The 21,119-nt window shown below is 69.5% G+C and carries 21 protein-coding genes and 1 riboswitch; of the genes, 15 read left to right on the forward strand and 6 right to left on the reverse strand.

Annotation, left to right across the window (positions count from 1 at the left end):
• Positions 1-20: 20 nt before the first annotated feature.
• The 3 genes from P0W64_RS16615 to P0W64_RS16625 are packed head-to-tail and all read right to left on the reverse strand — an operon-like array spanning position 21 to position 2,784.
• Positions 21-1,199, reverse strand: coding sequence for a ubiquinol-cytochrome c reductase iron-sulfur subunit (locus tag P0W64_RS16615; RefSeq protein WP_275481272.1), 1,179 nt, complete (start codon positions 1,197-1,199; stop codon positions 21-23).
• Positions 1,196-2,122: a cytochrome c gene (locus tag P0W64_RS16620; RefSeq protein ID WP_275481273.1), complete on the reverse strand. Its 927-nt coding sequence runs from the start codon at positions 2,120-2,122 to the stop codon at positions 1,196-1,198. The genes P0W64_RS16615 and P0W64_RS16620 overlap by 4 nt, the downstream gene beginning before the upstream one ends.
• 47 nt (positions 2,123-2,169) lie before the next feature.
• Positions 2,170-2,784: a heme-copper oxidase subunit III gene (locus P0W64_RS16625; RefSeq protein WP_275481274.1), complete on the reverse strand. Its 615-nt coding sequence runs from the start codon at positions 2,782-2,784 to the stop codon at positions 2,170-2,172.
• A gap of 105 nt (positions 2,785-2,889) precedes the next feature.
• On the opposite strand from P0W64_RS16625, the gene P0W64_RS16630 reads away from it, so the two are divergent.
• Genes P0W64_RS16630 through P0W64_RS16640 form a run of 3 tightly spaced genes read left to right on the forward strand, consistent with a single transcriptional unit; the run spans position 2,890 to position 4,863 of the window.
• Positions 2,890-3,351, forward strand: coding sequence for a hypothetical protein (locus P0W64_RS16630; RefSeq protein WP_275481275.1), 462 nt, complete (start codon positions 2,890-2,892; stop codon positions 3,349-3,351).
• A gap of 19 nt (positions 3,352-3,370) precedes the next feature.
• A complete protein-coding gene (gene trpD, locus P0W64_RS16635; protein WP_275481276.1) occupies positions 3,371-4,411 on the forward strand; it encodes an anthranilate phosphoribosyltransferase in 1,041 nt (346 codons plus the stop codon).
• The gene (locus P0W64_RS16640) at positions 4,408-4,863 is read left to right on the forward strand and encodes a YbaK/EbsC family protein (protein ID WP_275481277.1); all 456 of its coding nucleotides are present in this window, start codon (positions 4,408-4,410) and stop codon (positions 4,861-4,863) included. Before trpD ends, P0W64_RS16640 begins: the two co-directional genes overlap by 4 nt.
• A gap of 64 nt (positions 4,864-4,927) precedes the next feature.
• Here the strand turns inward: P0W64_RS16640 and P0W64_RS16645 are convergent, their stop codons facing one another.
• Together P0W64_RS16645 and P0W64_RS16650 are read right to left on the reverse strand one after the other, a co-directional pair.
• Positions 4,928-5,203 (reverse strand): Lrp/AsnC ligand binding domain-containing protein, encoded by a 276-nt coding sequence (locus P0W64_RS16645; RefSeq protein WP_275481278.1) that lies wholly within the window; start codon positions 5,201-5,203, stop codon positions 4,928-4,930.
• Positions 5,204-5,230: 27 nt separating this feature from the next.
• On the reverse strand, positions 5,231-7,048 hold the full coding sequence (locus tag P0W64_RS16650) for a DEDD exonuclease domain-containing protein (RefSeq protein WP_275481279.1): 1,818 nt from the start codon (positions 7,046-7,048) through the stop codon (positions 5,231-5,233).
• Positions 7,049-7,634: 586 nt separating this feature from the next.
• Positions 7,635-7,778, forward strand: a riboswitch (cyclic di-AMP (ydaO/yuaA leader).
• Positions 7,779-7,794: 16 nt separating this feature from the next.
• On the opposite strand from P0W64_RS16650, the gene P0W64_RS16655 reads away from it, so the two are divergent.
• The 3 genes from P0W64_RS16655 to P0W64_RS16665 all read left to right on the forward strand — a co-directional run bounded on the left by P0W64_RS16655 (position 7,795) and on the right by P0W64_RS16665 (position 10,810).
• Positions 7,795-8,439, forward strand: coding sequence for a C40 family peptidase (locus P0W64_RS16655; protein ID WP_275481280.1), 645 nt, complete (start codon positions 7,795-7,797; stop codon positions 8,437-8,439).
• Positions 8,440-8,560: 121 nt separating this feature from the next.
• Positions 8,561-9,622, forward strand: a complete 1,062-nt coding sequence (locus tag P0W64_RS16660) for an NlpC/P60 family protein (protein ID WP_275481281.1) — start codon at positions 8,561-8,563, stop codon at positions 9,620-9,622.
• A 60-nt stretch (positions 9,623-9,682) separates the two neighbouring features.
• Positions 9,683-10,810 (forward strand): glycosyltransferase family 4 protein, encoded by a 1,128-nt coding sequence (locus P0W64_RS16665; protein WP_275481282.1) that lies wholly within the window; start codon positions 9,683-9,685, stop codon positions 10,808-10,810.
• Between the two features lies 1 nt (position 10,811).
• On the opposite strand, the gene P0W64_RS16670 is transcribed toward P0W64_RS16665, so the two are convergent.
• Positions 10,812-12,641: a long-chain fatty acid--CoA ligase gene (locus tag P0W64_RS16670; protein ID WP_275481283.1), complete on the reverse strand. Its 1,830-nt coding sequence runs from the start codon at positions 12,639-12,641 to the stop codon at positions 10,812-10,814.
• A 128-nt stretch (positions 12,642-12,769) separates the two neighbouring features.
• Here P0W64_RS16670 and P0W64_RS16675 point away from each other — a divergent pair, with 128 nt between their 5' ends.
• From P0W64_RS16675 to P0W64_RS16715, 9 genes are all read left to right on the forward strand, one after another.
• Positions 12,770-13,240 carry a hypothetical protein gene (locus P0W64_RS16675; RefSeq protein ID WP_275481284.1) on the forward strand — a complete coding sequence of 157 codons (471 nt, stop codon included), beginning with the start codon at positions 12,770-12,772 and terminating at the stop codon, positions 13,238-13,240.
• Positions 13,237-13,683, forward strand: a complete 447-nt coding sequence (locus P0W64_RS16680) for an SRPBCC family protein (RefSeq protein ID WP_275481285.1) — start codon at positions 13,237-13,239, stop codon at positions 13,681-13,683. The genes P0W64_RS16675 and P0W64_RS16680 overlap by 4 nt, the downstream gene beginning before the upstream one ends.
• A complete protein-coding gene (locus P0W64_RS16685; protein WP_275481286.1) occupies positions 13,684-14,967 on the forward strand; it encodes an ArsA-related P-loop ATPase in 1,284 nt (427 codons plus the stop codon).
• Positions 14,954-15,475: a hypothetical protein gene (locus tag P0W64_RS16690; RefSeq protein ID WP_275481287.1), complete on the forward strand. Its 522-nt coding sequence runs from the start codon at positions 14,954-14,956 to the stop codon at positions 15,473-15,475. The genes P0W64_RS16685 and P0W64_RS16690 overlap by 14 nt, the downstream gene beginning before the upstream one ends.
• On the forward strand, positions 15,472-16,440 hold the full coding sequence (locus P0W64_RS16695) for an ROK family protein (protein ID WP_275481288.1): 969 nt from the start codon (positions 15,472-15,474) through the stop codon (positions 16,438-16,440). Before P0W64_RS16690 ends, P0W64_RS16695 begins: the two co-directional genes overlap by 4 nt.
• Before the next feature lie 43 nt (positions 16,441-16,483).
• Positions 16,484-17,188: a lysophospholipid acyltransferase family protein gene (locus tag P0W64_RS16700; RefSeq protein ID WP_275481289.1), complete on the forward strand. Its 705-nt coding sequence runs from the start codon at positions 16,484-16,486 to the stop codon at positions 17,186-17,188.
• A 26-nt stretch (positions 17,189-17,214) separates the two neighbouring features.
• Positions 17,215-17,688 carry a polyadenylate-specific 3'-exoribonuclease AS gene (locus P0W64_RS16705; protein ID WP_275481290.1) on the forward strand — a complete coding sequence of 158 codons (474 nt, stop codon included), beginning with the start codon at positions 17,215-17,217 and terminating at the stop codon, positions 17,686-17,688.
• 19 nt (positions 17,689-17,707) lie between these two features.
• Positions 17,708-19,105, forward strand: coding sequence for a 3-deoxy-7-phosphoheptulonate synthase class II (locus tag P0W64_RS16710; RefSeq protein WP_275481325.1), 1,398 nt, complete (start codon positions 17,708-17,710; stop codon positions 19,103-19,105).
• A gap of 78 nt (positions 19,106-19,183) precedes the next feature.
• The gene (locus P0W64_RS16715; RefSeq protein WP_275481291.1) at positions 19,184-21,058 is read left to right on the forward strand and encodes an acetate--CoA ligase; all 1,875 of its coding nucleotides are present in this window, start codon (positions 19,184-19,186) and stop codon (positions 21,056-21,058) included.
• The last annotated feature ends 61 nt before the right edge of the window (positions 21,059-21,119 follow it).

Genomic DNA, 21,119 nt, shown 5'->3' on the forward strand with positions numbered 1-21,119 from the left:
CCGATCTCCTATTGCGGTCATCAGTGCGTCGCCTCCCAGAAGGCCGGTCCGACCTGTTCGATGAAGTCGCCGTTGGCAACCATGTAGCCCTGCTCGTTCACAGAGATGGGCAGCTGGGCCAGCGCGCGGGCCGCGGGCCCGAACACCGGCTTGCCGTACTCCAGTGCGTTGAACTGCGACTGGTGGCACGGGCACAGGATGCGGTTGGTCTGCTGCTCGTACAGCGAGGTCGGGCAACCGAAGTGGCTGCAGACCTTGGTGTACGCCCAGTAGTCGCCGTAGTTGAAGTCCTCCTGGCCCTTGCGCTTGACGGCCTTGACGGAGTCCTCGGGTCGCAGGCGGATCAGCATGACGGGGTTGCGGATCGCCTTCACACCGTTGAGGAGACGCTCGCGCGACTCCTCGGTCTCGCCGAAGCCGTCGGAGACGCGCCACGGGAAGACCGTCATCATGCCGCCCGCGTCCATGTCCTCGGGGCGCACCAGCTTGACGACCTCGGGATCGCCGGTGAAGTTGCGCAGGAAGACGGTCTCGTTCTTGACGTCACCGTAGGTGTTCGTCAGGGAGTCCCAACGGGGCGACCAGCCCGTGTGCCACAGCGGAGACGCAGGGCCCTGCGCCCACGGGTTCTTGATGAGGCCGCCGAGGAAGCCGATGGCGGCGCCCAGGCCCAGCACGCCGACGCCGAATCCGGCGGACGCGATGATCATCTTGCGGCGGGGGAGTGTGGACGTCTCGAGCGCGTTGGTGAACAGCGCGGCGGTGGTCTTCTTGTCGATCTTGGCCGAGCCGCCGGCGTCATGCCGCTGCTGGACCGCGATCTCCTCCGGGATGAACTTCTTGGTGAACTGCACGGCCGCGACGCCGACGCAGAGCACCGAGATGCCGAAGGTGATGCCGATGAGCGGGTTGTACACCGTGTACAGCCAGTAGTTCTTGTCGTCGATGCCCTGGTATTGCCACGGCCACCAGATGAAGATGCCGAGGAAGGCCAGCGCGAAGACACCGGCCAGGACGAACCAGAGCGAGATGGAGCGCGCGGCGCGCTTCTCGGCCTTGGTGCCGGGGACGGGCCAACGGGGCTCGCGATAGACGACCTCGACACCGTCGAGGGCGGTGCCGAGCTTGACGAGCTCGTCGTTGCCGAGTGTGTCGAGCTCGTCGTCCGACGGGACGTTCTCGAGCGGCTTCGCAGTCATCCCCTGCTCCCAACCCACATCGCGGCCGCCACGACGGCGACGATTCCGATAACCCACATAGCCATGCCCTCGGAGACCGGGCCGAAGCCGCCGAGGCTGTAGCCGCCGGGCGACGCGGTCTCGGTTGCCGACTTGACGTAGGCGATGATGTTCTTCTTCTCCTCCGGCGACAGCTGGCGGTCCGAGAACTTGGGCATGTTCTGCGGGCCCGTGAGCATCGCCGTGTAGATCTCCTGCTCGTTGGCCGGTCCGAGCGGGGGCGCGAACTTACCGCCCGAGAGCGCGCCGCCCTGGCCGGTGAAGTTGTGGCAGGAGGCGCAGTTCAGGCGGAACAGCTCCGACCCCTCAGGGATGCTGTTGCCGCGCAGGGAGGCCTGGGCGACAACGCGGTTGCCGTGGGCGTCGCGCTTGATCGAGCCGTCGGAGTTGTACTCCCATACGACCGAGGGGCCGCCGCCGATGGACTGGATGTATGCGCCCATCGCATCGATCTGGTGATCGTCGAACTTGGCCGGCTTGCGCACGATCTGCGCCGAGTTCGCGGTGGCAGGCATGCGGCCGGAGTGCACCTGGAAGTACACGGCGGCGTCGCCGACACCCGTCAGCGCGGGACCACGGTCCTGGACGCCCTCGAGGTTCGCACCGTGGCACGTGATGCAGGACGTCTCGTAGAGCTGCTTGCCTTCGGTGATAAGCGCCGAGTCGTTGCCGTCGGCTACGGCGACCTGCGGAGTGGGGCTGACCAGCGCCGCCAGGCCCCCCGCCGCGACGAGTGCGAACAGCAGCAGCGCCGCGCTGGCGATGCGACGGCGCAACTTCCGGCGCCGGCGGGTCGCGGCGGCGTCCGCGCGACCGGCGGGCCGGCTGCCGGGGCTGCCGGGCTCGCCTCCCGTGCCGGGGGTCTCGTTATCGACTGAACTCATCTGTAATCCCTCTTTTGTCGCGGCTGCGGCGAACGCACCGAACTGCGTTAGCGAATCAGGTAGATGACGGCGAACAGGCCGATCCACACCACGTCGACGAAGTGCCAGTAGTAGCTGACGACGATTGCGGAGGTGGCCTGCGCCGGGGTGAACTTGCTGACGCGCGACCGGGCCAGGATGAAGATGAAGGCCACGAGACCGCCGCACACGTGCAGGCCGTGGAAGCCGGTCGCCATGTAGAACACCGAGCCGTACACCGACGAGCTGAGCGTGGTGCCCTCATGCACCAGGTTCCAGTACTCGTGCCCCTGGCCCGCGATGAACAGTGCGCCCATGAGGAACGACACGAAGTACCAGACCCGGAACTTGAAGACGTCGCCCTTCTCGGCCGCGAAGACCCCGAGCTGGCAGGTCACGGACGACGCGATCAGGATGATCGTCGGGGGGAGGGCCTGGGTGAGGCTGAGTTCGGTCGGCTCCGGCGGCCAGCCGTTGGGGCCCGCGCCGGCGCGCGCGACGAAGTACATCGCGAAGAGCCCGGCGAAGAACATGAGCTCGCTCGACAGCCAGACGATCGTCCCGACGCTGACCATGTTGGGCCGGTTCAGCGAGTGCACGCGCTGGGTGATTCCAGGAGCTGAGGTCGGTGCGGCGCTAGTCACCCGGCAAGTATGACGGGTCGTAGTATCGATTGACTACCCGGGTCGCAGATTGGGCGCGTCGAATCTGCCGGGTGCTTCCGACTGCCCTCGAAGAACGGGGATGCGATGCCCTACGACGTCAACGGACGGCCCGTCCGCGACCCTCTGCTCCGCCGCCTCGCGCGGCGTCGTTCGGAGGATTTGACGCCGCGGCACCCCGGTTTGGTTCCCGTCGCGGAATCGGATGACGATGCCGCTGCGAGCTCGGCCGTGCTGGACGGCTCCGCGGGTTTCGTCGCGGATGCGCAGTCCGTCCTGTGGCACCTGCTCGAGCTGCCTCCGACCGAGGTCGATCGGGTGCTCGACCTCGTGGGGCAGGACCGCTACGAGCGGGTGCAGGTTCCCGAGGCGGACGCGGTGCGCGCCACCGCGGACGATGCGGAAGCCACCGAACTGGTGGCGGTCGCCCGCGTGCAGACGGTGGACGCCATGCACGTGTCGCAGGAGCGGTCGAGGATGGCGGGCGTCACGGCCCGCCACGGCGGGCATGCACTGCTGTGGCGGGTGCTCCAGGTGGCGACGCAGTAGCGCCGATTAGGCTTACGCCATGGATTGGCCGACGGTTCTCACCGAACTCACCGCCCATCGCGACCTCACCCCCGAGCAGGCCGCATGGGCGATGACGGAGATCATGAACGACGGGGCGACCCCGTCGCAGATCTCCGCGTTCGGCGTCGCGCTGAAGATGAAGGGCCCATCGCCGACGGAGGTGCGGGCGCTTGCCGATGTGATGCTCGGGATGACGACGCCGGTGCCTTTCACCGGCCGGGCGATCGACATCGTAGGCACAGGCGGCGACCGCTCCCATTCGGTCAACATCTCCACCATGTCGGCGATCGTCGTTGCCGCCGCGGGTGTGAAAGTCGTCAAGCACGGTAACCGGGCGGCGTCCTCGAAGTCGGGCGGCGCGGACTGCCTCGAGGCGCTCGGGGTCGCGATCGGGCTGGGCGCCGATGCCGTCGCAACCACCGTCGAGGAGCTGGGTATCGGCTTCTGCCTCGCGAGCGTGTTCCACTCCGGGCTGAGGTTCGCGGGCGCGACGCGCCGGGAGATCGGGATCCCGACGGTGTTCAACGTCCTGGGCCCCCTGACCAACCCGGCACGCCCGACCGTCGGGCTCGTCGGCTGCGCCTTCGCGGACCTCGCTCCGACGGTGGCGCAGGCATTCGCCGAACGCGGTGACGACGTACTCGTCGTGCGCGGCGACGACGGGCTCGATGAGCTCACCACAGCTTCGACGTCCACGGTGTGGCGCGTGCACGGCGGTGGTGTGGTCACCGAGACGGTAGATCCGACGGTGCTCGGTCTGCCCCGGGTGTCCCTGGACGACCTGAGGGGCGGTGACGCCGCGGTCAACGCTCAGGTGGCGCGCGACCTGCTGGCCGGGAGGGAGGGGCCGGTCCGCGACGCGGTCCTGCTGAACTCCGCCGGCGCTCTGGCCGCCTATGACGGGTTCGGCGACGGCGAGACCGTGACCGACGCGCTGCGGCGACAGCTCGACCGTGCCTCCGAGGCCGTCGACTCCGGTGCGGGCGCGGACCTGCTCGAGCGGTGGGTCACGCGCAGCCGAGAGCTCGCGGCGTCGTGACGGTCGACAGGGTCCAGGCCGGTGCGGCCGCCCGCGGGCTGGAGGTACGGATCATCGATCGACCCGCGGCCCGAAGTCTGCCCGAGGCGGCCGAGCTCCTCGGGCTTGCTCCCGCGCAGCTGGTGAAGTCCCTCGTGGTCCGGCGCGGGGATGACGACTATCTGTTCGCGCTGATCCCGGGCGATCGGCAGATCGCGTGGCCCAAGCTGAGGGCCGCCGTCGGTGTCAACCGGCTCGCGATGCCGCCCGCGGACGAGGCTCTCACCGCCACCGGCTACGAGCGTGGCACCATAACGCCGATCGGCGCTCTCGGGGACTGGCCGCTGTACGTCGACGAGCGCATCGGGGGAGAGGTCGCTCTCGGCGCCGGCTCTCACGGTCGCAGCGCGCTCGTCGACGCCGCCGCGCTGATCGCCGCCTATGGCGCGACCGTCGCGGACATCTCGTCGTAGATCGCGTCTCGCATCGGCATGGCAGGCGGACGCCGCGTCGATGGCATGGGCCACAGGAGCGGCATCAGTTGCCGATATCGAAGCCCGCGTCTACGTCGGCCGTCGAATATTCGCGGAACGCTATATGGGTCGACGTGGATTCGACGCCTTCGAGTCGGTTGATGCCATCGGTCACCACGCGCGCGATGTCGTCATGCTGCCGTACCCGGACCTTCGCGATCAAGTCGATGTCCCCGGCGCACGAGTAGACCTCGGTGACTCCGGAGATGTCCGCCACCGCCTGCGCCGTCTCCGGGATGTGGTGCACGTTCGCCTTGATCAGGACGATGGCGGTGATCACTGGGGTCCTCCTCGGGATCGGTCCGGCTCACGCCGCGCGGGAATGTCTGTTCTCACTGTAGGCGCCGGCTGCAGCCCGCCCGTCGCGCCCGGCCTCGGCGGCGAGCCGCGCCCAGTCGATCCACCGCCCGGCACCGAGGACCGGCTCGGACCAGCAGATGCCGTCCGGCCCGTGGGTGATGTCCACGATGCGCGTGCCCGGCCGCAGAACCCAGCGGCGTAGCAGTGCCGATTCCTCTGGGCTGGCACCGTGCAGGGCATCCGAGGGGAACAGGGAACCGTCGCATTCGCCGGCGTATTCGGCGCTCGCGCGCAACCGCTCGACGACAGGCAGCGGCGGCACCCCGCGTGGCGCCGTGCCGGCGGCGGCGAGGCGGCCGTGCCGGATCACCGAAAGCTGCCAGCCCGACGCGCCGTCGGGCTGCGCGATCACGATCTCGGGGACGTCGGAGAAGCGTACGAGTGCGTGCGTGCGCGCCAGAGCGGATATCAGCGCGGCGACGCGGTCCCGCAGGCGTGCCGCGGACTCGAACAACTCGCGTGCGACCAGGTCGGCGAGCCTGTCCTGCATCTCGGAGAGCGGCTCGTGGCTGCGTCCCTGAAGCAGTGCCGCCGCGCGGCGCGCCCGGGGACGGTATGCCTCGGCGTCCTCGGGAGCGCTGGAGCTCGCCCGGCATCCTGCGATGGGGACGGCACCGCGCGTGTCGACCAGACACCGGTGCGTCCCCCCGGCTGCGATGCGCGTCCTGCATGTGCGGATGCCGCAGTACTCGGCGACGAGGTCCGCCACGTCGGCGGCGTCGCCGCGCTTCGGGACCGGGCCCAGACAGGGCGTGCCTGCCGGGGCGGTCCGGGCGACGGAGAGCCGCGGGAACGCCTCTGTTGTGAGGTGCACCCACCAGCCGCGGCGCGGGTACCGGGACCGCCGGTTGTACGGGGGAGTGTGCGCCGCGATCAGACGCAGCTCGCGCGCTGCCGCCTCGAGCGGATGCGCGCACTCGACGTAGTCCACGCGCGTGGCAAGCAGCACCATCTCCTTTATGCGGCCGCGCGTCTCGGACGACGTGAAGTAGCTGCGCACGCGGCGGCGAAGGTTCGACGCGGTGCCGACGTACAGCACCTCCTCCGCGGGGCCGCGGAACAGGTATACGCCCGGCCGTTCCGGCAGGTGGTCCGCGAGCGAGCGCTTTGCCCGCTGTGCCGACGTCACGGCCGGTAGGTAGTCCCTCAGCTCACCGAGCGTGTGCACGCCTTGATTGCCGACTCGTGCGATGAGGCCGTGCAGCACGTCGACGGTGGCACGAGCATCGTCGAGTGCGCGATGTGTCGGTGTGGTGTCCGCCCGGAACAGCCGCGCCAACTCGGACAGCTTCACCGAAGGCGCCTCGTCCCGCGTGAGCACGCGGCGCGCGAGTTTCACCGTGCACAGCGAGGGCGGTTTCGGCCACGGCGTTCCGGTGGCGTCTGCTGCGGCCCGGAGGAAGCCGAGGTCGAAACGCGAGTTGTGTGCGACGAGCACCGAGCCGCGGGCGAATTCGAGGAAGGCGGGCAGGACCGAGTCGATGGTAGGTGCGCCCGTGACCATCGCGGTGGTGATCCCGGTGAGATGCACGATGTGCGGAGCGATGCCGCACTGCGGATCCACCAGCGTGGCGAACTCGCCCAGCACCTCGCCGCCACGGATCTTGACTGCGCCGACCTCGGTGATCTTGTCGCCGCCGCCCGGGCTGCCTCCCGTGGTCTCCAGGTCCACCACCACGAAGGTCACGTCGCGGAGGTCGATGTCCCGGTCTGAGCCGGGCAGCCGGTCGTCGTGCTCCGGCAGGTCCTCGAACGTCAACTGCATGAGCCGAAGCTATTCCGGGGGTACGACAAGTTGACTACAACCATGTGAGTCTCAGACCCTGCCTGGGTCTGATGTGACTGGAGTGATTGTCGGTGGCGCGAGTTACTTGTCGGTGGGGCGTCGTAGGTTTCCGATGACCGCGAGGTGACACGCCCGAGGCCCTCGGGACCTACGGAAATGAGACGAGGATCACAATGCATATCGACTGCTCCACGTGCGTCGGCAGTCCGCGCGCTTGCGACGGGTGCTCGGTGGGGTTCCTGCTGGGGCCCGTCGTTGCCGCTACCGGCGGAAACGCGGCCCGGTCGCCGGAGCGAGAGTCGGGGCGGGCAGCCGATAGGGACATAGCTCGCGCCATCGGTGTGTTCGCCGATGCCGGGATGATCTCCGGGGCGCGGAACGTCCTCGCCGGCGCGCCCGTCGATGCAGCAAGAACGGTGTTTCCGGCCGATCGGCATCCTGATTTGAGAGCGGGCTGATCCGACACTCTTCGGCGGTTCTCGCCGAACAGGTGGACAGGAGCGTATCCGTTTCGTAATCTTTCTGAGACCTTGCGGGGCACCCCGGGCTAAACCGGCCCGACCCGACGAGGTCGCCGCCTAAGGGACGTCATCGTCCCGCCGGGGACCCACCGAAGCAACACCGGGGTGAATCGCGGCCGTATGGCCGAGTAGGGCATCTTCCTCGCCCGAACCCGTCAGCTAACTCGGTCGGCGGTAAGGGAGAACAACAGGAGAAGACTCTTCGTGGCGAAACACCGCATGCAGCCGCAGCCCTCTCGCGGGGCGACCGCAGCCCGTGGCGCACTTGCCGCCGGCGCGATCACTCTCGGAACCCTGGCCGTGCCGGCCGCCAACGCGATGGCCGCCCCGGCGACCGGTTCCCACGAGGCACATAAGCCCGTGGTGAAGAAGGCGAAGAAGGCTCCGGTCAAGAAGGTCGCCAAGAAGGTTGCGCCGAAGAAGACGGTGAAGACCGTCAAAAAGGCGTCGAAGCCGCTCGTCCAGTCCGCCTCGATCGCCCCGAAGACCATCGAGGTCCATGCGGGCGGCGCGAAGGCTCAGGCCGTGCAGACCGCTCTGTCCAAGACCGGCATGCCCTACTCGTACGGTTCCGCGGGGCCCAACGCCTTCGACTGCTCGGGTCTCGTCTACTACTCGATGAAGTCGGCCGGCATCAGCGTCCCGCGCGACAGCTGGGGTCAGCTCGGCGGCGGCACCCCCGTCTCGCTGAGCAACCTGCAGCCCGGCGACGTCATCATCTACAACGGCGGCAGCCACGCCGGCCTCTACATCGGTAACGGCAAGGTCGTGCAGGCCATCAACTACGGCATCCCGGTCAAGGTGACGCCGCTCGACAACATGAAGGTGTACGCCGCGCGCCGCTACTGAAGCGCGCAGTTCACCTCGTCGACACCCCGGCGTCGCGTGCGCTCTACCGGTCGGTAATCTGGTCGGATGCGCCCCCGGCCCGGGGTGGCTCGACCGCCGATCGGAAGGACCCGCACCTCCTGTGCATCCTGCAGTCTCCCGCACGCGATTCGGTGGGCTCGCACGCGCTGCCGCTCTTTCGACTGCGGCCGTCGTGCTGGTGACCGGCACTGTGGTCGGCTCGGCTGCCGCCGACCCGTCCGGTTCCTCGTCGGATCCCAATGCGGTGCTCAGGCACTATAAGGACCTGGCTCGCAAGGCGGAGCAGGCCAACGAGGCGAGCGTCGCAGCGCAGGTGGACTACGACAAGAAGGCTGCGGCGAAGAAGGCCACCCAGGCGGCCGTCGCCGCCGCTCAGCGTGACGTATCGACCGTCACCGCGGAGCGAGACGCCCTCCAAAGTCGGGTCGACTCCGTTGTGCGCGCCAACTACGAGGGCGGTCGTACGAACCGCCTGTTCGCCCTCCTGGTCAGCGACTCCCCGCAGCAGATGCTCGACCAGATGTCGACACTCGACTTCCTCAGTCGCGACGTCGCGAACACTGTCCGGCGTTTCGCGGCCGTCAAATCGCGTGCGCTGCAGGCGCAGCAGAAGGCCCAGCAGGCCACGGCGGCGGCTACTACAGCCGCGGCGGACGCTCTCGAGGTCCGCGACGACTGGGCACGTAAGCGTGCTGCCCTCGCGATGGACGCTGCGCGCGTGAAGGCCGTCTACGACTCCCTCACCAATGCGCAGCGTTCGGCTCTCATCGGGCCGACGGTGCCCTTCGACCCACGGCTCGTTCCCAAGGGTTCGTCGCCGCAGCTGGTGGCCGTGCAGGCGGCGCTGTCGCGCATCGGCGACCCGTACGAGTGGGGCGGGACCGGCCCGAGCCAGTTCGACTGCTCGGGGCTGATGATGTGGTCGTATCAGCAGGCCGGTAAGTCACTGCCCCGGACGTCGCAGGCACAGCTCGCAGGCGGCCAGCAGATCTCGCGCAATCAACTGCAGCCCGGCGATCTGGTGATCTACTACTCGTCGGCGTCCCACGTCGGCATGTACATAGGCAACGGCTACGTCGTGCACGCGCCCACGTTCGGGGTCCCGGTGCAGGTGGTCCCCGTCGATCGTGCCGGGCCCTTCGACGCCGCCGTCCGCTACTAGGCACCCTTCTCGACCAGGTCGCGCCGGAGTCGCGGTGTCGCTGCCGGTACGGTGGTCGCCATGCCGCGGACGCTGTTGGTGACCAACGACTTCCCGCCCCGACCGGGTGGCATCCAGTCCTACCTCCAGGCGTTCGCGGGTCGGCTGCCCCCCGACGATCTGGTGGTCTATGCGTCGCGCTGGCGCGGGTGCGAGGAATTCGACGCGGCGCAGCCGTTCGAGGTCGTGCGCCACCCGACAACGCTACTGCTGCCGACGCCGGCCGCGTACCGCAGGGCGCGAGATCTGGTACGTGCCAACGATATCCGTACCGTATGGTTCGGTGCGGCCGCGCCCTTGGCGCTGCTAGGAGAGCGGCTGCGCCGGGCGGGCGCAGACCGCATCGTGGCTTCAACGCACGGTCATGAGGTGGGCTGGTCGATGATCCCGCCGGCTCGTGCGTGCCTGCGCCGGATCGGCGAGACCACCGACGTCGTCACGTACGTCAGCCGGTACACCCGCGGGAGGTTCGCCGCCGCGTTCGGCGCAGACTGCGCGCTCGAGCATCTGCCGCCGGGGGTCGACGCGGGCGTGTTCGCCCCCGACGACGGCGCGCGCGCCGAACTGCGCGCCCGGTACGGCCTCGGCGCCGACGAACCGACGGTGCTCTGCCTGTCCCGTCTCGTGCCGCGGAAGGGGCAGGACATGCTGTTGCGGGCACTGCCGCGCATTCGCCAGCGGGTGCCCGGCGCGCGGCTCGTGATCGCCGGTGGGGGACCGTACGCCGAGAACCTGCACAAGCTCGCGGCGGACGTCGGGGTCTCGGAACACGTCGTGTTCACCGGCTCGGTTCCCGCGGGAGAGCTTGCGGCACATCACAATCTGGGCGACGTCTTCGCGATGCCATGCCGCACGCGCGGCGCGGGGCTCGACGTCGAAGGCCTGGGCATCGTGTTCCTCGAGGCGTCGGCGAGTGGGAAGCCCGTCGTCGCAGGGGATTCCGGTGGCGCGCCGGAGACGGTGCGCGAGGGCCAGACCGGCCACGTCGTGCCCGGGCGGGACGTCCCGCGCATCGCCGACGCGGTCGCCGACCTGCTCGCCGACCCGGACCGCGCGGCCGAGATGGGCCGTGCCGGCCGGGCGTACGTAGAGGAGGCGTTCGACTGGCGCCGCCTCGGCGCGCGCCTGCAGAGCATCCTGGCCGAGTGAACTACCTCGCGTAGATCGAGGCGATGTCGTCGGCGTACTTCTGCGCCACGACGTTTCGCTTCACCTTGAGCGTCGGCGTCATCTCACCGGTCTCCTCGGTGAAGTCCTCGGGGAGCAGGCGCCATTTCTTGATCGCCTCGGCGTGCGAGACGGTCTGGTTGGCGACGGCGACCGCCCCGTCGATCTCGGCCTTCAGATCAGGATCGTCCCGAAGGTCGGCGACGGTGGCCGACTCGGGCTTACCCTTCTCACTCTTCCAAGCAGGGAAGACCTCGGGATCGATGGTCACCAGCGCCGCGATGAAGGGCTGCTGGTCGCCGACGACCATCGCCTGGGAGATGAGGCGGTTGCTGCGGAGCGCGTCCTCGAGCCCGGCGGGGGAGACGTTCTTGCCGCCCGCCGTGACGATGAGCTCCTTCTTACGGCCCGTGATGGAGACGTACCCGTCGGCGTCGATCGCGCCCAGGTCGCCGGTGTGGAACCAGCCGTCCTCGAGCGCGTCCGCGGTGGCCTCCTCGTTGCCCCAGTATCCGCGGAACACCACGGACCCCTTGAGCAGGAGCTCGCCGTCGTCGGCGATCTTGACGGACTGGCCGGGAAGTGGACGGCCCACCGTCCCGATGCGCTGTGCATTCGGCTGGTTCACCGCCACTGCGGCCGTGGATTCGGTCAGACCGTAGCCCTCTAGGATGGTCAGGCCGGCGCCCCGGAAGAAATGGCCGAGGCGCGCGCCGAGCGGCGCCCCACCCGAGATCGCGACGGTGCAGCGGCCTCCGAGCGCCGCCTTGAGCTTGGAGTAGACCAGCTTGTCGAAGACGGTGTGCTTCGCCGTGAGCAGCAGGCCCGGCCTTCCCTCGTCGAGCGCTTTGGAGTACTCGATCGCCGTCTGCGCGGCGATCTCGAAGATCTTGCCCTTCCCGCCGTCGTTGGCGCTCTTCTCGACGCCGGCGTAGACCTTCTCGAACACGCGAGGCACCGACAGGACGATTCCCGGCTGGAACACCGCGAACTGTGGGACCAGATTCTTGGTGTCGTTGAAGTGGCCGACCACGGTGCCGCCCTTGAAGCATGCGATCGACACTGCGCGGGCGAGGACGTGCGCCATCGGCAGGAAGAACAGAGCGGAGTTGCCCGGCTTACGAACCACGTCGCCGATGTCGGACTCGAGGATCGCGTCGACCTCGCTGATGAGGTTCGAGTGCGTGAGCTCGCAGCCCTTCGGCCGTCCGGTGGTTCCCGAGGTGTAGATCAGCGTCGCGACGTCCGAGCTGCGGACGCCGGCGCGGCGCGCGTGCACCTCGTCCTCGCTGATCCCCTCACCCTCGGCAGTGAGCGTCTCCACGGCGCCCTTCTCGGCGTCCGCCGCATCCTTGCCACCCTCGGTCGCGTCTATCCGCAGCACGCGCTCGACGTCGGACAGACTGTCGAGCGTTGCGACCTCGGCTGCCTGCTTGTCGCCCTCGATGATGAGCAGCACGGCCTTGGAGTCCCGCAGGATCCAATCGATCTGGCCTGACGAGCTCGTCTCGTAGACCGGGACCGTCACGGCGCCGGCGGCCCAGATCGCGTAATCGATGAGGGGCCATTCGTAGCGCGTCGAGGAGACGAGCGCGACGCGATCGCCGGGCTGTACCCCCTGCGCCACGAGGCCCTTGGCGACGCCGAGCACCTCATCGGTGAACTGCCGCGTGGTCACCGGCCGCCAGTGTTCACCGACCAGGCGCTTGATCCGGACGCTCTGGGGCGCGGTGCGGGCGAGGTCGAGCAGGATGTCCACTGTCGAAGCGTCCTCGGGGACGGTGAAGTTGGCAGGCACAGCGATCTCGCGCACGCGATCCTCCGGTCGGCTCGGAATGTGAGGGTTGCCTGAACCCTACACCGTGGTCATTCGCGTCCCGGGCGATCACGAATGCCTGGCAGAGGCCCTGCAAGGCCGGGCGCCGTGAGCCCGTCGGGGGGATGTGCCAGTCTTATGACGTGAGCACCATCCAAGTCGCAGACGAGGCATTCGTCGCCGCGGCGCCGGCGCGCGTGGCCGCCGCTCTGGCGCACCCGGCCCGGTGGCGTAAGTGGTTCCCCGATCTCACACTGGAGGTGACGGAGGACCGCGGTGAGCTCGGGCTGCGCTGGCGCGTGTCGGGCGACGTCGTCGGTACGTCGGAGATGTGGATCGAGCCGCTGCTGGACGGTAGCCTGCTCCACTACTTCCTGCACGCGGAGCCGAACTCACCGCTGACGCCCGGCCAGGCCGCGGCACAGACTCGGGATCGCCGGGTCGCGGGGCACTCCGCGATGTTCGATGTGAAGTTCGCGGCGGAGGAGGGGCGCCGACTGGGCGAGCCCGCCGCCGCGGCACAGGCCCCGCCGCCGTTGTCGGACGGCGCGACGGGCGGAGCACCACGCCACAGCAACCGGGAGGCGAAGCAATGAGCGACCGCACGCAGGCGTCCATAGTCGTCGACGCGCCCGCCGAGCGCGTGATGGCGGCGATCGCGGACTTCGACAACTACCCCAAGTGGGTGGCGACGGCGAAGGAGGTGACCGTCCTCGAACGCTCGGCGGACGGTCGGCCTGCGCGAGTGCGATTCGTGATCGACGCCGGCTTCCTCAAGGACACGTACGAGCTGGTCTATACGTGGGAGGCGGGCGGCCGGGCCGTCAGCTGGGAGCTCGCGGAGTCGACGATGCAGCGCAGCCAGCACGGCAGCTACGAGTTGAGATCCTCCGTAGACGGCGCCTCCACCACCGTCACCTATACCCTCGAGGTGACCGTGCACATCCCGATGCTCGGGATGCTGCGGCGCAAGGCGGAGAAGACCATCACGGACACCGCGCTCAAGGAGCTCAAGCGCCACGTCGAGGGCAGCGAGTAGGTGCCGGGCGGGCAGGTCCCCGTCGCGCCGCGCACCGTGCTGGTGGCGGGCGCGGGGGGCGCGGGCAGGACCGCGGTGGCGTGCGCGCTCGCGGCCCGCGGTGCCGCGGCCGGACGGCGCGTGCTGCTGATCTCTATCGGCCGCGTCGCAGACCCGCTGACGGCCACACCCGCAGCCGGCTACGACCACGTCCACCTCAATCCCATCCGGCTGCTCGCGGACTGGTGGGAGCGCACCGCCAGGGCCGTTGCGGCCTCGCGTCCGATGCGAGGCGACGGCGAACCCCCGGGTTTCGACCCCTTCGTGCTCGAACCCCCGGAGATCACGGGGCTCGCCGACGCGGAGCACCTGCTCACGCTCGCCGCGGTGCACCGGTACGCCACAGGCGAGGGCGGGTACGACGACGTGCTCGTCGACGCGCCGGGATTCGAGCACCTCGCCGCCCTGCTGACCGCGCCGGCTACCGTCGCCGCCTATCTGGAGCGCGTATGGCCGCGGCACGTGCGCCTCTCGGGACCGGCCACCGACGGGCCGGCGACCGGCGCGCTCGCCGGGCTCATCCTCGCCGAGCGGCTGACGGTCCTGGCCGAGCAACTCGCCGCGTTCGTCGGGGACCGGGACGCGCTGCGGCTGCTGTACGTCCTCGTCGCCGACGGCGGCCGGATCCCCCGGGCACGGTCCGAGCTCGCCGCCCTCGAGGTGCTGGGCCTGCGACCCGCGGCGATCGTGCTCAATCGGGTGCTGCGCGCGGATTCCCGCTTCGCACACGATCTTCCGCATCCGGCGTTGCAGTGGTTCGCGCGCCGACTCGCGGATCAGGAGGCCGCGCTGAGCGGCGCCGCCGAGTTCGGCGCGGCTCTTGCGCGGCCGGTGCTGACCGTCGACGAGGCGCCGGCCCCCCTGGCGGACGCCGCGGACGCGGGACGGCTCGATGTGTCCCGCCCGGGCGGATCGGACACCGAATCCGGCGGACCGGCGGCGGGCGACGTGCTGTCGTTGCTCGGTAGCGACGACGCTGCGCCCCCGGCGGTACGACACGTCGGCGGGACCGGGCTGGATGCTCGATACGAGTGGACCGTCGAGCTGCCGCTCGTCGACCCGGCGACGATAGGCCTGGGCCGGGTCGAGGAGGATGTCGTGATCGACGCCGAAGGCGTCCGCCGGCGGATACGGCTCCCGTCGGTCCTGCGCAGATGCGTCGTCGAGGGCGCCTCCTACTCCGATGACGCCCTGCACGTGAGTTTCGTCCCAGATCCGGAGGTGTGGCCCCGTGGCGGAGCATGACACCCCCGGCGAGGCCGGTCCGTGGGGCGATCCGCGGATCGACGAGTTCTATCTCGCGGCTACCCGCTTTCTCGAGTCGATGCGGCCGTGGGTCGCTGCGGGCATGGCCGAGCACCTCGCGCATCCCCGGGGCGAGCCGGGTGCGTGCCGACTGTGTGCCGCCGTAGACGCGGTGGCCGACCCCGCCGAGCAGCTGCTGCGTGACGCGACGGCCGGTCTCGCCGAGCTGGGGACCCTGGTCTTCGAGGAGCTGATGCGCCTCATCGAGGAATTGTTCGGGCGCGTCAGCCTCACCATCGAGCAGATCCGGGAGCGCTACACCGCGTCCTCGTCGACGCCCGCCGACGAGGACGACACCGAGACCGAGGGCGGGGTGCCGTCGGACGGGCCCGGCCCAGCCGTCGACGGCGCCGGGCCGGGCCCGAGTGGACGTGCAGCCCGCGGCGGACGAGGTTACGTGCCGATCGAAGTATCCGTCGAAACGCCTCGCAACGAGGAGGAAGAGTGAACCAGGGACCCGCGACGATCGGCATCGATATCGGCGGCACGTCGGTGCGTGCGGGTGTGGTCGACGCCGAGGGCACGATGCTCGACTCGGCGCGCGCCGAGACCCCGCGCAGCGCCAGTGCCGTCGAGCGGTGCCTCGACCGGCTCGTCGGCGAGCTCGCCGGACGCAACGACGTTGCCGCGGTCGGTCTTGCGGTGGCGGGTTTCCTCGACCCCGAGCGCAAGCACGTGGCGTTCGCGCCACACCTCCCGTGGCGCGACGCCGCGGTCCCCGACGAGATGAGCGCGCGCATCGGCCTGCCCGTGGTGATGGAGCACGACGCCAACTCCGCGGCCTGGGCCGAGTACGCGTACGGCGGCGCGAAGGGTGCGGAGGTGACATGCGTCGTCGCGATCGGGACGGGCATCGGCGCGGCGCTGATCGTGGACGGGAAGCTGTTCCGGGGCGCCTTCGGGGTCGCGCCGGAGCTCGGCCACCTGCAGGTGGTACCCGACGGACGTCCATGCACGTGTGGCAAGCAGGGCTGCTGGGAGCGGTACTGCAGCGGCACCGCGCTCGTGGAGACCGCTATCGACATGATGGCGCCCTCGGGCACGCACGGCCTGCTGATGGCACGCGAGGTCGCGGCTGATCCGGGCTCCCTGACCGGGCGCCGCGTGGCCGCGGCGGCAGAGGCGGGCGACCCTGTGGCCCTGGACGTGATGGCCGACTTCGCGAAGTGGCTGGGAGTCGGCCTGGCGATGGTCAGCGACATCTTCGATCCGGATCTGATCGTGCTGTCCGGGGGCGTGGGCTCGGCGTCGCGGCTGTACCTCGATGACGCACGCGATCACTACGCGCGGCTGCTCACCGGGGCGAAGTACCGGCGCAAGGCGCGGATCCGTGCGACCGAACTGGGGGAGCGCGCAGGCATGCTCGGAGCCGCGGCGATCGCACGCGAGACGGTGGCATCCGCCGGGCGGTAAGGTGATCGGCGACGGATCGGCTACTGCTTAGGAGCGGCGCGGGATGTGGTGGATGGTCTTCAAGTGGGTTGTGATCGGGCCTGTTCTGCGGGTCATCGGGCGCCCGCGGGTGGAGGGCCTCGAGAACCTGCCGAAGAACGGCTCGGCGATCGTCGCGAGTAACCATCTCGCGGTGATGGACTCGTTCTTCCTGCCGCTCATGGTGCCGCGGCGCATCCGGTTCCTCGCGAAGTCCGAGTACTTCACGGGTAAGGGCCCCAAGGGGGTCTTCCAGAAGTGGTTCTTCACCTCGGTCGGGTGCATACCGATCCACCGCGGTAGCGCCGGTGCGGCGCAGGACGCGCTCGACGCGGGCGTCGGAGTGCTGCAGTCGGGCGAGCTGCTCGGCCTGTACCCGGAGGGCACGCGAAGCCCCGACGGCCGCCTGTTCAAGGGCAAGACGGGCATGGCCCGCATGGCTCTGGAGACGGGCGCGAAGATCATCCCCGTCGCGATGGTGAACACCGAGAAGTTCAATCCGCCCGGTACCACGCTGCCGCGGTTCACTCACGTGAAGGTGAGGATCGGTGAGCCGCTGGACTTCTCGCGGTTCGATGGAATGGCGGGAAACCGGTTCATCGAGCGCGCGATCACCGACGAGGTGATGTACGAGCTGATGCGACTGTCGGGCCAACCCTATGTGGACGTGTACGCCGCCGACGTCAAGAACGGGGTGGTGGAGGCGCCCGGCGGCGAGAGCGCCGCCTAGGGGCGACGGGGGATCGGCGGAGCGGTTTGCGGTACTTCTATGACACCGAATTCATCGAGGACGGGCGCACCATCGAACTGGTGTCCATCGGGATAGTGGGCGAGGACGGTCGCGAGTTCTACGCCGTCTCCACGGAATTCGATCCGGAGGCCGCCGGGCCGTGGGTGCGGGCGAACGTGCTGCCGAAGCTGCCCCCGCCTGCGTCGAAGCTGTGGCGCTCGCGTGCGCGGATCCGCGACGAGGTTCTCGAGTTCCTGACGGCGGGGCCGGGCGACGTCGAGCTGTGGGCGTGGGTCGCGGCCTACGACCACGTCGCGCTCTGCCAGCTGTGGGGGCCGATGACTGCGTTGCCGCGCGCCGTCCCGCGGTTCACGCGCGAGCTGAAGCAGCTGTGGGACGAACAGGGACGGCCGTACCTGCCCGCGGCACCGTCGGACGCCCACGATGCGCTCGCCGACGCTCGGCACAACCTGGCGAAGTACCGGGCCATCGTCGGCTAGTAATCTCTGATCCGTGGCTGTGAACTGGACCGTCGACGTCCCCATCGATACCCTCCCGAAGTTGCCGGACCTCCCCGGTGACCTCCGGCAGCGGCTGGACGACGCGCTCGCGTGCCCGGCGCTGCAGCAGCCCAGCTGGCCGCGGGAGCAGGCGGACGCGATGCGCACGGTGCTCGAATCCGTCCCGCCGATCTGTGTGCCTCCCGAGGTCGAGGCCCTGTCGGCGCAGCTCGCGGAGGTCGCCAACGGCCGCGCCTTCCTGCTGCAGGGCGGCGACTGTGCCGAGACCTTCGTCGACAACACGGAGCCGCACATCACCGGCAATATCCGCACGCTGCTGCAGATGGCGGTCGCGCTCACGTATGGGGCGTCGATGCCGGTCGTCAAGGTCGCGCGTATCGCGGGGCAGTACGCGAAGCCGAGGTCGTCGGACACCGACGCCCTGGGTCTGCCCAGCTACCGCGGGGACATGGTCAACGGGTTCCCCGCCGACGAGGCCGTGCGTCGCCACGACCCGTCCCGCCTCATCCGGGCGTACGCCAACGCGAGTGCCGCGATGAACCTGGTCCGCGCGGTCACCGGCTCCGGAATGGCCGACCTGCACAAGGTGCACGACTGGAACCGCGAGTTCGTGTCGAACTCGCCCGCAGGTGCCCGTTACGAGGCCCTGGCGGCTGAGATCGACGGCGGCCTCCGATTCATGAGCGCGTGCGGTGTCGAGGACCGGAATCTGAAGACCGCCACCATCTACAGCTCGCACGAGGCGCTCGTGCTGGACTATGAGCGCGGCCTACTGCGGCTCGCCGAGAACCCCGACGACCCTGCCGCGCAGCAGGTCCTGTACGACCTGTCGGCGCACTTCCTCTGGATCGGCGAGCGCACCCGGCAGCTGGACGGTGCGCACATCGCCCTCGCGGCTGTGATCCAGAACCCGATCGGCGTCAAGATCGGCCCGAAGACGACGCCCGAACAGGCTGTCGAGTACGTCCGCAAGCTCGACCCGACCAACAAGCCGGGCCGCCTCACCCTCGTGTCCCGCATGGGCAATGGCAACGTGCGCACCGCGCTGCCCGGGATCGTGCAGGCCGTCGAGGCGACCGGGCACAAGGTCATCTGGCAGTGCGATCCCATGCATGGCAACACGCACGAGGCGTCGACCGGTTACAAGACGCGGCATTTCGACCGCATCGTCGACGAGGTGCAGGGCTTCTTCGAGGTGGTTCGCGGTGTGGGCGCCCACCCGGGCGGAGTGCACGTCGAGCTGACAGGCGAGGACGTGACCGAATGCCTCGGTGGCGCCCAGGAGATCTCCGACGCCGACCTGGCCGGGCGCTACGAGACCACCTGCGACCCCCGCCTCAACACGCAGCAGTCCCTCGAGCTCGCCTTCCTCGTCGCGGAGATGCTGCGGGGCTAGGGCTTTCGCCGCCGTCGCTGAACTGCTCGAGCGTGTGATCCCGCCCGGCGGCCGCGTGTGGTGGGTAGTTTCGAGGTCATGGGTGCGTACGCAGACGAATACCGCCGAAGCATGGAGGACCCCACTGGGTTCTGGGCCGAACAGGCCGCCGCGATCGATTGGGTCACTCCGCCCGAGCGCGTCCTCGACGACGCGCGGGCGCCGCTGTACTCGTGGTTCCCGGACGCGGAGCTGAACACCTGTGTGAACGCCGTCGATCGCCACGTCGCGGCCGGACGTGGCGATCAGATCGCCGTCATCCACGACTCCGCGATCACCGGTGAGGTACAGAAGGTCACCTACCGCGAGTTGCAGGATCGTGTGGCGCGTTTCGCCGGCGCGCTCGCCGCGCTGGGCGTCGCCAAGGGCGACCGAGTAGTGGTCTACCTGCCCATGATCACGGAGGCCGTGATCGCGATGCTCGCGTGCGCCCGGCTCGGCGCGGTGCACTCGGTGGTGTTCGGCGGGTTCGCGGCCCCGGAGCTCGCGGCCCGGCTCGACGATGCCCGACCGAAGGTGATCGTCACGGCGTCGTGTGGGTTGGAGGCGGCGAAGGTGCTGCCGTACCTGCCGATCGTGCACGCGGCGATCGACGTGGCCGTCGAGGAGCCCGAGGCCGTCGTAGTGCTGCAGCGGCCTCAGCTGAGGGCGGATCTGGGGCGGCTCGACGTGGACTGGGAGGACGCCGTCGCCCACGCGGCGCCCGCCGAACCGGTGCCGGTGCAGGCCACGGATCCGCTCTACATCCTCTACACGTCCGGCACCACCGGCAGGCCCAAGGGCGTGGTCCGGGACAACGGTGGACACGCTGTGGCGCTTGCCTACTCGATGCGCGCGGTCTACGACGTGCGACCGGGCGAGGTGTGGTGGACCGCATCCGACGTGGGCTGGGTGGTGGGGCACTCGTACATCGTCTACGCGCCGCTGCTGATCGGTGCGACCACCGTCGTGTACGAGGGCAAGCCGGTGGGTACGCCCGACGCGGGTGCGTTCTGGCGGGTCGTCGAGCGCCACCGGGTAGTCGCTCTCTTCACCGCTCCCACTGCCCTGCGGGCCATCCGCAAGGAGGACCCGGAAGCGGAACTGCTTGCGCGCAGCGATACCTCGACGCTGCGCACGCTGTTCATGGCGGGCGAGCGCCTGGACCCTGACACGTATGCGTGGGCGTCCGAGAAGCTCGGCGTCCCGGTGGTCGACCACTGGTGGCAGACCGAGACCGGGTGGCCCGTCTCCGCGAATCTCCGTGGGCTGGAGCCGATGCCGATCAAACCGGGCTCGTCGACCGTGCCCGTCCCCGGTTACGGTGTGCGGATCGTCGACGATCGCGGGACGGAGGCGGAGGCCGGGGCCGAAGGGGCCGTGGTGATCTCGCTTCCGATGCCGCCGGGGACGCTCGCCACGCTGTGGGGTGACGACCAGCGCTTCATCGACTCGTACCTGTCGACGTTCGACGGCTACTACCTCACCGGCGACGGTGGCTACATCGACTCCGACGGCTACCTGTTCGTCATGGGCCGCACCGACGATGTCATGAACGTTGCAGGGCACAGGCTCTCGACCGGGTCCATGGAGGCGGTGATCGCCTCGCATCCCGCTGTTGCGGAGTGCGCCGTGATCGGTGTGGCCGACCCGCTCAAGGGACAGGTCCCCCGGGCTCTCGTGGTGCTCAAGGCCGGCGTGGCGATCGACCCCGACACCCTGTGCGACGAGGTAGTGGCCCGCGTCCGCGACACCATCGGTGCCGTGGCCGCGCTCCGGGAGGTCGTAGTGGTCCAGGGGCTGCCCAAGACCCGTTCCGGCAAGATCCTGCGCCGATCCATGCGGGCCCTCGCCGAGGGCCGCAACGAGGCCGTGCCGTCGACGATCGAGGATCCGGCCGTGCTCGAGAGTCTGCGGGGCACGTTGTCGCCGTAGCGTTCGCGCTCGCGCTGAGCGCAACCCGGCGAGAAGTCGGGCGAAGGGGTTACATGGCAGT

Origin of the sequence: Tsukamurella sp. 8F (genome assembly GCF_029167375.1) — a bacterium.
In the GTDB taxonomy this organism is placed as follows: Bacteria; Actinomycetota; Actinomycetes; order Mycobacteriales; family Mycobacteriaceae; genus Tsukamurella.

Bases quoted from the DNA above. Each gene is read 5' to 3' on its own strand.
- P0W64_RS16715 (WP_275481291.1), top strand. From the start codon at position 19,184: ATGGGTGCGTACGCAGACGAATACCGCCGAAGCATGGAGGACCCCACT.
- P0W64_RS16680 (WP_275481285.1), top strand. From the start codon at position 13,237: ATGAGCGACCGCACGCAGGCGTCCATAGTCGTCGACGCGCCCGCCGAG.
- P0W64_RS16620 (WP_275481273.1), bottom strand. From the start codon at position 2,122: ATGAGTTCAGTCGATAACGAGACCCCCGGCACGGGAGGCGAGCCCGGC.
- trpD (WP_275481276.1), top strand. From the start codon at position 3,371: ATGGATTGGCCGACGGTTCTCACCGAACTCACCGCCCATCGCGACCTC.
- P0W64_RS16615 (WP_275481272.1), bottom strand. From the start codon at position 1,199: ATGACTGCGAAGCCGCTCGAGAACGTCCCGTCGGACGACGAGCTCGAC.
- P0W64_RS16650 (WP_275481279.1), bottom strand. From the start codon at position 7,048: ATGCAGTTGACGTTCGAGGACCTGCCGGAGCACGACGACCGGCTGCCC.
- P0W64_RS16665 (WP_275481282.1), top strand. From the start codon at position 9,683: ATGCCGCGGACGCTGTTGGTGACCAACGACTTCCCGCCCCGACCGGGT.
- P0W64_RS16700 (WP_275481289.1), top strand. From the start codon at position 16,484: ATGTGGTGGATGGTCTTCAAGTGGGTTGTGATCGGGCCTGTTCTGCGG.
- P0W64_RS16630 (WP_275481275.1), top strand. From the start codon at position 2,890: ATGCCCTACGACGTCAACGGACGGCCCGTCCGCGACCCTCTGCTCCGC.
- P0W64_RS16675 (WP_275481284.1), top strand. From the start codon at position 12,770: ATGTGCCAGTCTTATGACGTGAGCACCATCCAAGTCGCAGACGAGGCA.